7 protein-coding genes are annotated in these 15,027 nt (G+C 41.9%); all 7 read right to left on the bottom strand.

The window, feature by feature from the left end; genetic code table 11:
• Positions 1-43: 43 nt before the first annotated feature.
• Entirely contained in the window at positions 44-1,315 is a 1,272-nt protein-coding gene (locus tag ACH63V_RS14180; protein WP_396463855.1) for a porin, read from the bottom strand.
• Complete coding sequence (locus ACH63V_RS14175) at positions 1,312-4,962, bottom strand: outer membrane lipoprotein-sorting protein (RefSeq protein WP_396463854.1); 3,651 nt, start codon at positions 4,960-4,962, stop codon at positions 1,312-1,314. The genes ACH63V_RS14180 and ACH63V_RS14175 overlap by 4 nt, the downstream gene beginning before the upstream one ends.
• A 24-nt stretch (positions 4,963-4,986) precedes the next feature.
• On the bottom strand, positions 4,987-8,946 hold the full coding sequence (locus tag ACH63V_RS14170) for an amino acid adenylation domain-containing protein (protein WP_396463853.1): 3,960 nt from the start codon (positions 8,944-8,946) through the stop codon (positions 4,987-4,989).
• The gene (locus ACH63V_RS14165; RefSeq protein WP_001030690.1) at positions 8,943-9,203 is read right to left on the bottom strand and encodes an acyl carrier protein; all 261 of its coding nucleotides are present in this window, start codon (positions 9,201-9,203) and stop codon (positions 8,943-8,945) included. The genes ACH63V_RS14170 and ACH63V_RS14165 overlap by 4 nt, the downstream gene beginning before the upstream one ends.
• Positions 9,200-10,975, bottom strand: coding sequence for an acyl-CoA dehydrogenase (locus ACH63V_RS14160; protein ID WP_396463865.1), 1,776 nt, complete (start codon positions 10,973-10,975; stop codon positions 9,200-9,202). The genes ACH63V_RS14165 and ACH63V_RS14160 overlap by 4 nt, the downstream gene beginning before the upstream one ends.
• A gap of 51 nt (positions 10,976-11,026) precedes the next feature.
• On the bottom strand, positions 11,027-12,916 hold the full coding sequence (locus ACH63V_RS14155; RefSeq protein WP_396463852.1) for a fatty acyl-AMP ligase: 1,890 nt from the start codon (positions 12,914-12,916) through the stop codon (positions 11,027-11,029).
• An 829-nt stretch (positions 12,917-13,745) separates the two neighbouring features.
• Positions 13,746-14,462, bottom strand: coding sequence for a LuxR family transcriptional regulator AbaR (gene abaR / locus ACH63V_RS14150; RefSeq protein ID WP_396463851.1), 717 nt, complete (start codon positions 14,460-14,462; stop codon positions 13,746-13,748).
• Between the last annotated feature and the right edge of the window lie 565 nt (positions 14,463-15,027).

The following is a 15,027-nucleotide window of genomic DNA, read 5'->3' as shown; positions in this document are numbered from 1 at the left end:
ATTAGGGACTGGGCACTCCAGCATTGTTTTGGAGCGAATTATCTTAAAAGTTATATCGAATCTGGGCATATACCAGACTGTTATCTCTAAATTGTCCTAACACTGTATCATTTCTGCCCCAGAAGCGATCTCCGCCTGCATTCAACTGCCAGTGATCATTGAGGTTGTAGTTAATACGTACTCTCAACAATTCATTAGGCTCTGGTGCAAAATAGAATCCTGTAAACTCTAGCTTTAGGTTGTCATTCATTAGGTTAAGTGCATAACGCAGCATAGCCCCATACTGATTCTGTTGATACTGGTCACTGATTGTTTGCTGATAACGATAAACTTCTCTCAATAATGGATCTGTTAAGCTATCGGCAGACCTTACATCCTCCGTATGTTTATACACGCCCATTAAACTCAGCGTGGAATTTTTTAATGACAATTCTGGTCCCATGACCACAGTTAAATTATTTTTCTTATGGGTAATATCTTCACTGCCATCTGAGTCAGTTTTTGTATAGGCAGCTTCACCTCTCCATACGATATCGTTATGGTTATAACTGAAATCTACTCCATAGACAGACATAGGATTATTTTTCAGTTGTAATGTTGCTCCTGTTGGAGATAACGACTGTAGTGATAGATCAGGCATGTGATCTAAACCTGAAAAATATGATGCCCCGACATCTAGGCCATCTACAGAATAATCCCAACGTACTGCAAACATAGGACGGCTCTTACGGTCTATGTCATACTGAACACCAGCAATTTGACGCAATGGAATTACATCTGAACGACTACGCGGATACCACAATGCAGTCCACTTATTGGTTCCAGATTCAGGGATATACGTCAATTTGAGTGCATCATTTCCAAGACGCTGATCTGTCTCATCTGGCACTAAACGCGTATAGTCACGAGGTGATAGATTATCCGTTGGGTTAATCCCATCAGCCCTTCCCCAGATGACAATCTGACGACCAACATCGACATAGACGGTCTGATCCCAGTTATAAGAGGCATACAACTCACGTAAGTTGCGGTTTACCTTACTCACTTGATCTGGGTTCACAGTATGGTCCGTTTCGTCTCCAACCACTATGTCGTAATGCAGTTTAAATGCAGGGTTAAACTTGAGCGTACCATTGGACCAGAAACTTGCCTGTCCAATGTTTTTTAACGAACTTAAATCACGATCTGATGACCACACATCGAGTCTGGCTGAGTTCTGGCTCACAAAACTAATTTCGCTGTCATCTGCATAAGCATGCTGCACTAGCATAAAGCTACTGCAGCATGCAAATACCCAATAGGCACCTTGCGTCATTTTTCAAGACTCTGTGGTGAGAAAAGCTTATCGGATAAGGTTTTTTCTGCCGCAAAATCATTGACGATTACTTGTGTCATATGTTGAGTTTGCAGATTTTTCGCCATAGATTTCATGGCCTGCCATCTTGGTTTCACTTTACCGTAAGGACGGATATCGGTGAATTCAATGTGTTTTAAAGGTTTACCTGCAGTATCCCAAATGTCGATAGTTGCCGTAACAAAGTTATCTTTGAGGATGCACATACGACGTTTGCTATAACCAAAGTCACTCTTCACCGTATTATTAATTGGTGTTGCTTCAATCATGTAGCAATCTTTGCCATTAAATTTGCCATCTGCAAGTTTCGTGTACTTCCAGTCACTGAGCTTATAGCCAAGAACATCACCATAACTAAAGTCCGTACCAATAAAAGCATCACCCTTATTCGCTGATGCAAGACGGCGTACTTTTTTCAATGCAGGCAAATAGACAAACATACTATCGCTGCCTTTCGCATTTTCAATTAACAGCGTCGTGGTTCCTTGGACATCTGCTGGCGAGATGAACTCAGTCAAACGCATGTTGTTCTGAGTATTTCCAGCAAGCTTGGTCATGTTTTTAGTTAAACGTACACGTTGCTCGCCATTTTTAGAGGTCAAAATAAATTTGGCGCTAGCTGTTGAAGATAAGAACTTAGAGGCATCATCACTACGATTAACAATATCTTGAACTTCATCTGCATGAGATGTTTTAGGCATCGACATTGTAAGCGCTGTACCTAACAAAAGGCTTGTCACAACAGTTTGTGCAACAGGAACGCTCTTCTTATTTGAAGAAAAGATAAAACGAGGTTTCAACATCAGAATCATTGTAGGTACCATAATTAAGGTTGCAAATACACTGAAAAGCATCGCAATCACAATAAACATTGCGAGCCATTGATGGACGTGGAAGCCTTGTGACAAAGACAATACGCCATACCCACCGGCAACCGCAGTCGCGACAAAAAGAGAAGCCTTACCAGCAGTACTTAAAGTTTTACGAATAGCGTCTTTGATATCGCCGCCTTCTTCGCGCAAGATTTCACGCAAGCGGTAGAGGAAGTAGATGGCATAATCCGCACCAATACCTACAGCCATGGCCGAGATGAGAGAGTTCGGAATATTGAGCGGAATGTCGAGCCAGCCCATCACGCCAAAGATGGCAAGAATAGAGAACAGAAGTGGAGTCAGAACAATGAGTCCCGCTGAAATCGAACGGAAAACCAATGCTGAAATAAAGAATACGGCAAATGAAATTTGTAGAATGTTCATGAGCTTGCCGTGAACCATCGTTTCAGTCAAAGCAATAGTTTGCGTCACATCACCACCAAAACTCACGACTGCTTTATCGCCCAATTGACCTGCCATATAGGTTTTTAGCGACTCAAGGATTTCTTTAATGCGATGATTACTGCCAGTTTTCAGAAGAATCGTGATCTTGGCATAGCGCTGAGTGGTATCAATGTATGAATCAAAATCAGTCGGCTCACCAGACATTGAATACAACAGCAGATACTGAGCAACGACATCTTTGGTTGCAGGAACCTGAAATGCCTGTGGCTGATCAGCATTCATTGCCTGATTCATTCGTTTGATATAGTCCACGATAGAGATGGTTTTACCGACCTCTGGAATTGAGTTTGCGAACTTTTCAGTATTATCAATCGCTTTTAGGATTTCAGGGTTTTCAATACCATCACGAACTTTGGTATCAACCATAATGTAAAGGCTGTTTGTGCCACCAAGAGACTGATTCAAGAATCTGTCGTCTTGTTGCATTGGTAAGTCGCGAGAGAAGAAATTACGGCTATCGTTATCCACCACAATACGGCTCGTGCCGATAGCAAGTAAGACACCCATTGCCGCAATCGCAGTCATTAGCATCATTCGTGGACGAACTGACAAAATGACATCACCAATACGGTTTGGAATCCAATCCCAAATTGGCAAGCCTTTACGTTTGACCTTCACGACCGAAGGCGGTGGCAACATTGAGCGTAGTGCCGGAATAAAAGTCATCTCGATCACCAGCGTACTGATAATCCCGATTCCTGTAAAAATACCGAATGAACGAATAGTTGGAATGTTGAAAGTCAACAGAGAGAAGAATCCAGCTGCTGCAATACCACCAGCCAGCACCATAACTGGCCCAACACGAACCAAAGACTGCACTACAGCTTCGCTATTTGCAGCTTTAGGCTCCATTCCTTGAGCAATCAGACGATCAAAATCTTCATAGTAGCGCTTGAGCAACTGCACAGCGTGCCCTGCTGCAATGGCCAGAATCAGAATTGGTGTAGGCGAGTTAAAGATATCCATTGGCTGTTTGAACAAGCCCATCATGCCCATACCCCATGCCACAGCCAACAAAGCTGTAACGAGTGGCAGAATCAAACCTTGCTTGCTGCGGAATGCTTCAAAGTGCAATAAACCAATCACCAGTACGGCAATCGGGAACAAGATATTGATACGCTTAGAGTAGTCTTCAGCTTTATCCAGATACACAGGATTACCACCGACACTGATGGTCATATCTTTAGATTGTTCACTCTCTACGATTTTGTTGATTGGGCCCATCATTTTCTGGAAGCCCTCTGGACTTTCCTCAAGCTCAAGCAAAATCGCAGCAGTTCGTTGATCTTTAGATACCACTGAATTCATATAGGTTGGATTCAGTGCCAGTAGTTTTTTCAGGTGATCAATATCTTCCTGAGTGACTGAACTACTCGGCAATAGTTTCTTGGCATCGAACCCTTCTGCATTCGCCTCGATACCTTTCGCCTGACGTGCAGCCAGACTCATCATAGTGGAACGGACTACGCCCGGTGCATTATCAACTTCTTCGGTAATGCGTTTGACTTTCTCCAACACCTGCGGCTGATAAATATCACCCTGCTTCGGTGTAATACCGATCACAACCATATATTTGGAGCCGAATTTCTTTTCAATCAGCTTGGTCGAGGTGATATAAGGATGCCCTTTAGGCGCAAGTGCATCTGGGTCAATAATAATTTTTACACCAGATGCCAGATACGCTAGAGCAAGTGTTAAGAGCATCACCACAGTCAAGACAATACGACGATGGCTAAGAATCCAACGCGCGTATTTCTCCATCATTTGTTGAGTCTTACGAGGTGGTTTACTGGTCTCGATAGTTGGTTTATTTTCATTGCCAACCGACTCATAGGCTTCACCCTTCTGAGCCAATGCTTGAAGATTATCAACATCTTTCTTGAACTGAGCGAGCACCATCTTTTTTAGCAGCGCTGGCGGCAATACACCAAAAAAGCTACCTGGTTCTGCCTCAAACACCCATTCAATCCACGTACCTTCCGGATGTGGCTTGAAACGGTAAGTACCGGTGTAGTGAAAGGGTCCTTCCACTACTTTAAACGCATACAATTCGTTCGGTACTAGATGTGTAATTTCACCTTTAAAGGACATTTCACGCCCAATAAAGCTAAAACCAATTTCGTACTTACTACCCACACGCGGAGTACTGTCTAGCAGCTCAGAATGCTTACACGACAATTGCCAACCTGCATCATTGGCCGGGTTTGCAAGGTAGTTGAAAACCTTGTCAATCTCGGCCGGTATGAGGAAAGCATGTTCTATGGTCACCATAGTGGTTCTACCTTCTTGTATTTCTTATGCAGGAATTGGGTACATCTGATCAATTGTCTGGGCTACAGCCACGACATTCTCAGCGTACATAATTGATGAATGGTCACCAGGCAAATCCACTTGTGTAAACGTTTCTTTGACCAGTTGATCCCAACCTAGACTTTCTCCAAAGTCTTCCTGCTCATCTTTGGCCTTAACCAAAAGAATTGGAAAATCTTCAGGGTCTGGGAAATAGGTTTGGAGTGCGATGCCATTCGCCAAATAGGTATCAAAGTAAAGTCGGAAATCTGATGGATCAGCATCGAGAGGCAGAACATTAATGGCTTTAGCTTCTTTAAGTACATGATCAAACATTTGATCTGGACTCAATTCACGCAAATATTGCGCTGGGATCGTTAACTTTTTGCCATAAGGTGCAGCCAAATCACGGGCGAACCAAGACAAAAGCATGGCATCGTCGGCATCTTCAGGCACATTTTCTGGAATTGGAGCACGAGTATCGATCATGACAATACCTGTGACCTGTTGCCCCATTTGACGCAACTGACGACTGATCTCATATGCAATCGCCCCCCCGAAACACCAGCCACCGAGGAAATAAGGTCCTTGAGGCTGCATCTTTTGCATTTCAGCAATATAGAGCGTCGCCATTTCTTCAATCGCCACTTCCGCAGCATCGGCTTCAATCAGTCCAGGAGACTGAATAGCACGTAAGGTACGGTTCGGATTGAGATGACGCGAAAGCTCCATATAACAGAAGGTACTGCCACCAATTGGATGGAACAGCCACAGCGGTTGTTCATAGGTTCCACGGCGTAGTTCAATTACGATGGATGGCTTAATTTCTTTATTTTCGCGAATGATCTCACCCAGACGCTCCACAGTGGAGTACTGTGCCAACAAAGCAACTGACAGTTCGGTACCGAAAGCCTTTTTAAGATGGTTAACAAGCTTCACAGCTAATAGTGAATGCCCACCTAGTTCGAAGAAATCATCATGTATACCAACTCGCTTGACCGACAAGATCTGTTCAAAGGTAGTACACAGCTCGATTTCGATCGGATCACGCGGTGCAACATAATCATTGCTCTGCTCAAACACTGGCTCAGGAAATGCCTTACGATCCAACTTATTGTTGGCCGTCATTGGAAATTCATCCAATCGGATAAACGCACTTGGCACCATATAAGCTGGAAGATGGATTTGCATGGTCTTTTTCAAACCGGCAATATCAAGCTCTTGTCCAGTTACATATGCCACCAATTTCTGGTCATTGCCAGCTGTAGTCTTAACCAGCACTACTGCATCTGTGATACCGTCGATCTGTTTGAGAACATTCTCGATTTCACCTAATTCGATACGGAATCCACGGATTTTGACTTGAAAGTCTAGACGTCCATGATGAGTCAAGCGTCCATCTGTACGCAGACAGACTTTGTCCCCTGTTCGGTAGAGTCGACCAGCATTTGGTAGAGATGGCAAAGTTGTAAATTGTGCATCTGTCAATTCAGGTCGATGCCAGTAATCAACTGCCAGACCATCACCGCCAATCCAAAGCTCACCCATAACGCCTGGTGGAACTAAACGCTGCTGCTCATCAAGGACATAAAGCTGGGTGTTCGCCAGTGGTTCACCTAAATCAATACACTTTGCATCGGTGATACGAGCTGCACTAGACCACACTGTAGTTTCGGTCGGACCATAGACATTCCATAGGCAACCGACTTTACCCAGCAGTTTTTCTGCCAGAATAGTATCTAACGCTTCGCCTCCACAGAGTGCAGTCAACCCTGCATTGCCGCCCCACTCGCTGTCTAGGAGCATTTTCCAAGAAGCCGGTGTAGCCTGTAACACATTGATAGACTTAGCATTTAGATAATCTACGAGTTGATTACCATCTTGTGATACTTCACGTGGGCAAACATGCACCACACCGCCGTACATCAGCGGAATGAGTAATTCAAGAATTGAAATATCAAATGCATATGTGGTGATTGCTAACAACTGAGTTTCAGTCGTTACTTGCAATCTATCATTCATAGATAGCAAGAAATTGATAATTGAAGGATGCCCAATACGAACACCTTTAGGCTTACCTGTCGAACCTGATGTGTACATCACATAAGCTATGTCACCAAAGGCAAGCGTCTCGCGCACTTTCTCAAGTGCCACAACACCAGCTTGATTGATATCTAAGCGAGGCACAGAACTGTTAAGAGCATCCATTAACTCGGTTTGAGTCAAGATGACTTTAGGTTCGGCATCTTCAATGATGTTTTGTAGACGTTCTGTTGGGAAGTTAGGATCCAGTGGCACATAAGCTGCCCCTGCCGCCCAGATTCCAAGTATTGCTGCTGGCAATAATGCTGTGCGGTCTAACATTAGACCTACACGATCGCCATGTGTAATGCCATGTGCACGCAAATATTCAGCAATACCCGCAATATGTTGACCTAACTCACGATAGCTAACCGTATGATCATTTGAGGTCAAAGCATGATTGTCACCACGCTCATCAATCTGCTTGAGAATCATTGCGAATAGATCATGCTGAGCATAATCAGTCGCCTTTCCACGGAGGGCCTCGAACTGAATACCATCTTTATAATCAGGTGCGATATCTAACTCAACGATCTTACGTTCAGGGTGAGCCACCATCTCAGATAGTACAGCTTGCATCAGTTGCACCATATTTTCGGCAGATTGCGCAGAAAATAGATCAGTGTTGTATTTCAGTACACCAACAAGTTCACCTTGATATTCACCGCCCATTTCCAGCGTAATATCCAACTGTCCTTCTTGCTGGCGAACCGGAAAACTTCCTAACGTCAAATCTTGTCCAACTAAAGTGGCTGGAGTCTGAATTGGCAGAAGTAATTCTTTAAACTCATCCATCCCCCCTAGACGTTCCCAGAACATTCCTACCTGAGCCAATGGGTTAATACTGCCATCACGCTTTGGTGAAACAGCCTCAACTACTCTAGAAAAAGCAACTTTTTGATGCTTAAGGCTCTGTCTTAATTGTTCCTGAACCTGCTGGGTAAATTGACGTAACGTCAAATCAGCATCGATGTCCATCTGGATAGCTATTGTGTTGACGAACTGCCCCAATGCATTACGCAAAGAGCGTTCAAGTCGACCAGCTACAGGTGTGGCAATGACTAGATTATTTTCATTAGATAGTTTGTGCAGCAGGATATAGAAACCAGATAGCACAAGTCCGAACAATGTGATCTCATAATCTTTCGCCAAATTTACAAGACCAGATGACACTGATTCAGGTACACGGAAAGCCAGTGAGCTACCCTTATGCTGCTGTACAGCTGGACGAGGATAATCAAGTGGAATGCTATGCACATGTGGTGCATGCTTCAGTGCATTTTTCCAGAAAATTAAACTTTCATCAGCATCATCGATTACGCTGCTCTGCTGCTTATCGGCATACTGTGCAAACTCAATTCCGTTCACTGTATCCGACTCTGCAACGAGTCCAAAACGTTTGCTGACGTCTCGTAGCAACAGACCAATTGACCAAAAATCCATGAGCGCATGATGAATCACAACGGCAATCACATAGTGATTTTGTCCACGCTCATAACAATGGATACGCCATAAAGGTGGCTGAGTCAGGTCAAACGGCTGCTTAGTATCCTGTTCAACCAATTGCGTCAAATCAGAAGCTTCAATATGACGAGCATCAGAAAAGATGATATTCGGATACACGCGATCCCAGATCAGTTGTTCAATCCCCTGATCATTGGCAGGCATGCTGACACGCAACAGCGGATAATCATGCATTACCGCTTCCAGAATCTCCATCGGCTTATTGCCTAATGGTTGGTTAACCTTCACATCAAAGGCCACCACCATATTGTAGGCACTGCAAGTTGGCTCTAGACGTTGGATGTACCAAATACCAAGCTGTTCCGCAGAAATCGCATGACGAGACAGAACTTCCGGTTCTAGTCGTGCAAGGTTGTTCATGAAGCAACTCCCTGTTGCAACTCAGAAACAAGATATTCAGCCAACGCATTGATAGTTGGGTAATCCCATAATAGTGTCGGCTCAAGCTCCAGTTTTGTCAGATCTTCTAAGTCCCCAGACACAGACAAAGCAACGATCGAATCAAGACCGTAACTGGTAAATTTTTGGTCTGGATCAATCGTCTCAGGCTCTACGCGCATTTCTTTGGCTACTAGCGTACGAATGATTGCGCTCCAGTAAGCTTTATCTTTATTCATGGGGTAATTTCCTCTTTAACCGGTTTGGCATCACGTGGTGCCAATGCAAAATCGATGACAGATAACATATGGTTGGTTGAAATTCGGTCTAGCAAATCTGCCAATGTGCTTTCACGTAATGACGTCATTGGAGGAGCGGTCTGCCCTTCAGCGGCATTTAAGAAAATGATCAGCCATGCACCATCCTGTAAAGCAGGTCTTAAGCCATGACGGTTGAAAACCCAGAAACCCAGCACAGCAATGCGAGCAAATAACTCTGCATAACTACGCGCAAGACTAAAGCGCAAGGTTTCAAACTCTTTGCTCTGCTCAGAATTTGAGAAGTAATCCTGAATTTTTTGATCCAAAGAATGCTGTTCAACCAGAAGTTGGTTTGCTTGTTCACGTAGCGTGGTGAGTGTCTCAGCAGACAATCCTGCTGTGACATCGGCATCGTTGAGCATTTCGATGATTGTCCCTAGTGATTCCATCACCAAGTCACCATCTCGGTTGAAAATTTCAAGCTCGCGGAAATCAATAGCACCTGTCTCTACCTGCAAGTCATACAACTGGCGATAGCGTGCTTTAGCTTCGGCTTGGTTGAGATGGTCAGCTTTTTTGCTACGACCTTTATTGGCAGATTTGAGCTGGAAACTCAGGCTGTCTAGACAGACGGTGCTACTGCCGTCAAACACACTAACAATTAGATGGTCTCTGAATGCTTTCTGATACATACCATCCGCATATGCATTTCTTAAGAAAAAACGCGACCCAAGCACTGAAGAAGTGATCTTGGCGAGTGACTCTACATACTCAGGTACGAGTACTTTGACGATTGGTGACCATGTACTGAACTGATTGATACAAACGTGTAACCCACGCGCACCAACGAGTGATAACACCTCAGCAGCTAAAAGGTAGGCATAGGCTGTCGCGAGTTGCTCACGTACCAACGGAATGCTTATTACTTTTTTATTATATAACTCGCGTTCAATAGCAAACTCGGTCGCGATACGTAGCATGGTATCGCCAGCACCAAGAGAGAAGCTACTGCAATATGCACGTGTTACCTGTAGGGTCTTAAGACCAAGCTCTAACCCTTGGCCTTCTTCACCGATCAAAGCATCTTTGTGAATTTCAGCATTGTTAAAGCCAATACCACTGATATCTAGCCCACGCATACCCACTGTTGGCAGGCGGTTCAGGCTATACGTTCCTTTAGAAGCCATATGACGCTTATCGAGCCAGAAAGCACTTAAACTACGTGGTCCACGATCATTCGATGTTTTAGCGATCAGACTTAAAGAGTCACCTAAAGTGGCACGATTGATCGACCATTTTTCGCCATTTAAGACATATTTGCTCTCGGCAGATTGTGCTGTCACTTCACTAGATAGTAGGTCGGCACCATGAGCTTTCTCGCTATAAGCCAGCGCTGGAGCAGCACCACTCAAAATTCGACTAGCAATATTTTGGCATTGGTTCTCATTACCACCGATCCATACAATCACGGACCAAGCATTCGTGCTATAGGTCGAATTGATGGTTAGATCACGTCGTGCCAACACACGATGTAGATATAACAACTCTTCACCAATTTCCATGCGACCTCCAAGCTCTGAAGGCACATAGAAACGGTTCATACCCACTGCATTTAGAAAATCAACAGCTCGCTGAGGATATTGCTCTTTCTCATCGCGCTCGATAGCTGCGGACCAAGAAAAATCATTATTAGTATCATGTACGGAGCCTAAAATTTGCTCCAGACGAGCGGCAGATTGAAACTGCCGCAAATTGGACGTAAGTGACATGGATTTTCACTCAAGATGATTAAAGGGTAAGGATTAAAACAAAGCACTTTTCAGACGATTAAAAATCAACGTGCGTACTTCACGTTCCTTGATCATTGAGTTGAGTAGATTGGAGCTATAACGAATCAGCTGCCCCCGCTGCTCACGATCACGGATGACTTCTAAGCCGTTCTTGACATAGTTTCGAGCAATCACCGTTCTACGGTTTGGATGGGTTAAACAGACCAGTTGACCGCGTTCGATCTGCTCTTTAATTTTTCTTCTTCTGATTTTGCCGCTCGTGGTCTTATTTATTCGGCCTTGATGTAGTAAATAGACACTGTCTACAGGCAAGCCAATGTCAGCCGCCACTTGTTCTTTGACCTGAGTTCTGATGGTTTCAAAATTAAGAGTTTTATCTAATGACTTCTTTTTGATTTCAAGTACAACTGTAACACCATCAGAGTCAGCAAAATTTACTGCTGCAACACAACCTTTACGAACAGCAGGATGTGCCGTTTCAACAGAGCACTCGATGTCTTGCGGGTAATAGTTCTTACCACGGATAATAATCACATCCTTAAGACGGCCAGTGACATACAGGTCTCCATCTTTAATAAAGCCCATATCACCCGTTCTTAAGTAATACTCTTTACTCGGCTGATCTGCCTCATCAAGGATAGTTGCTTCAAAGGTTTCCTGATTGACCTCTGGCTTCTGCCAGTAGCCTGCTGTAACACTCTCTCCTGCTAGCCAGATTTCACCGACTTCATGAGCTGCTACTTCTTTACGGGTATGCGGATTGACGATGCGGCAATCAATGTGTGCCGAGATCTTGCCACAACTCACCACTTGCACCGCGGTCTGATCCTGACTGGTCTGTACCAAGTGAGCATTTAACTTATCACGATCAAGCGAAATTGCATTGAGTGGACCAGTTACACCACTGACTAAGAGCGTCACCTCTGCCAAGCCATAGCATGGCAAGAAAGTATCCAGTTTCAATTTCGATTGAGTATTGAACTTCTCCATGAAACGCTGCATGACATGCGCCTTGATTGGCTCTGCACCGTTAAACAGCACACGCACATGGCTTAGATCAAGCGCTGCTGCATCTTCATCCGAGATGCGATGCAAGCACAATTCATACGCAAAATTTGGTCCACCACTAATCGTGACGCCTTTTTCACTAATGAATTGTAGCCATTTAAGAGGTTTTCGAATGAAGTCTAGTGGCGACATCACATAGCAGGTCAAACCAACATATACGGTCTGCAAAACTGAGCCAATTAACCCCATGTCGTGATAAACAGGCAGCCATGTCAGGCCAATATCATCAGGTTGTGTACAAAAAGCTTCAGCAATCATGGCTTCATTTGCCATAATATTTTTGTGGGTGACAATTACACCTTTAGGCCAACCTGTTGATCCTGAAGTGTATTGAAGGAAGCAAACGTCATCTGCATCAATATATGGAAAATCTTTTTCCACCAAGTCACGCTGAAATTCGGCGTCAACCGCATGTAGTATTAAACTTTCATTTTGAGCTTTTAATGTGATTAGACCTGATAGCTCAAGAATTTTTTTTGTTGTGAGTACTATCTTTGGTTCACAGTCATTCATAATATTCAAAATATTAGAAAAACCATTACGATTAAACGGCAAGCTAACTGGTACTGCGATAATTTTAGCTTTCAGACAAGCAAAGAATGATACGATAAAGTCTAGCCCAGGCTCGAACAGCAACACTGCACGCTCACCGCTGTCCACAAGGTTCATTAATATCTGAGCTTGGTGTTGAACTCGCTCGTTCAGATCTGCATACGTTAGAGATTGAATACCACCAGATTGGCGTCCCAAATACTCGAAAGCAGTTTTACCTCCCTGTAAATTTGCATGGGATTCCAAAGTTGCAATGATATTATCCGTACACATTACAGCCATAACTTACTCCGATTAATTATAATTAACCCTTAAAACCTGCTCATTCAGAAATTAAATTTCTAGCTGGGTTTTTAAATAAAAAATGAATATACTTTTTGTTTAAAATATAAATTCACATTATATTTTATGTGCGAGTGTTTTTTATTACACCTGTAAGTGTTTACAGGTTGGATGTGATTTATCAAAAATTAAGAAGCCAGACCGCTTTCACAAATCATTTTTTATTCAGTTATATATTTTTAATTCTTGTATTAATTAAACTTAATACTCAATCTTTACTCTTAATTTAGATATTACAAAGCTAAAATTTTGATGTTTTTTTAATCTTAAAATCTGTGCTCAATTGTAACTCTTCTCTTACCTAACTTTTAATTTTAGATGGTTATATGTGACATAATTCATCATTTTTATGATGACAGGTTATTCAAGCATAAAGTACCTACTCTCTCGTTCCCCTTTATTTTCAAGGGTCAAGTATTAAATTGAAATCATCTAATCAGTATTTTAGTGATTGAAAAGCATCTCATGTGCAACCAAGATACAAGTTCCACAATTAATCTATTTAATTTATATGATTATTTATAAATCATTAGAAGGTTATAGCAGGAATCCTAATATAAATAACTTCTCTCTAAAAAATAAATTTTATTATTTTTTAATAACCAAAATTTAAAATAAAACCTTACACTTTATTTAATTTAAAAACATTTTAATTATTAATTTATCTTAAGTTTAAAAACTATTTTAAATATTTAATTAACCCAATTTAAAATAAAACATTATAACTAATTATTTTTAAATTTTAATATTAATTTTTTATTATTTATCTCTATAAAAGCCCAAGCATTACAGCCCGAATAGCCGCTGAGATTTTATTGTTCACATTTAACTTTTGCATCGAATTACAGAGATGGAAATTTACCGTCCTTTCCGCCACCCCAAGAATCTGCGCGATCTCTGCTGACGTTTTACCCTCAGCCGTCCAACGTAGTGCCTCTTTTTCTCGGTTCGTTAAATAAAGATTAAACTGAGAGAACTCTACATCATTTACAATTTTAGCAATGCTGGAATGCACTGTTTGGGTCAACCAGTACATATTTGTATATTGTGCTTTTTGCTCTTTTTCTGATAATTGGTCGGCAGATCTTGCGAGTGTTAACATTCCTCTCGTCCCAATAAAATCACGGCTTGACTGAGCCCAACCAACATTTAAACCATAAGAACGTGCCTCCTCCCAGAACTCTTTTTCTTCTTGTGTCTTTGCACATTGGCTGGACCATACAAGAGGTTGAAGTGAGACCATACAATGCTGCACGGTTGGGTCCACCTTCACATAGCGTTGCTCTACATAACGCTTCTGCCATGCTTGAGGGTAATTATTCAACATAATCGTTTTTGGTTCAGCAATAGATAAGGGTGACTGCATACCATAAGCACAATAATCAAATCCAAGCTTTAAAGCTGTAGATTTAACTACTTCAAACAGCTCATCTTCATCTTGTACGATCAGAAATGCTGATAATAAATCCTCTTGCCAACTTTCCATTTGCGCTCATTAGACTCCATTCACAAATCATTTTTGTCAGTTGCATCTTTTGAATTCAAGTGATCAAATTGAAGCGTAGGCCTAATTTTTACCTTTATTTCAATAAAGCTCTGCAAGAATCTAAAAGATTTTAGGTTCCAAAAATATGTTCAATACCTAATCTTCTTTTCTTGATTTCTCAATTGCAGATTTTGAATTCATCATCCAATTAACAACACTTTCAAGCCTGATATGGTTGCAAATTATTCAGATAAACTAAATTTCTGAAAGCTTTTAAGGTTGTTATATCCGTGTGCAGATTATGCTTGAAAATTTAAATTTTACAGGATGCATTTTATTCCAAAAAACAACTATTTTTAAATTAATGAAAGCAGCTTATTATTTATTCTTGTGAGTATATTTTTATTAATTTAATTAAATAATATCTCCCACTAATGGTCCAAGTGATATAATTTTACCACTTATTATATATTGAAACTAAAAACATCCATAATGATCTAGCAAATCAAATAATTAGGTTATGACTTCTCTTAGTTATAATTATTATTTTAATAATGAGAATAGA

This window comes from Acinetobacter sp. ABJ-A23_2 (assembly GCF_044538765.1).
In the GTDB taxonomy this organism is placed as follows: Bacteria; Pseudomonadota; Gammaproteobacteria; order Pseudomonadales; family Moraxellaceae; genus Acinetobacter; species Acinetobacter nosocomialis_A.
This window is presented reverse-complemented; position numbering and strand designations above follow the sequence as displayed.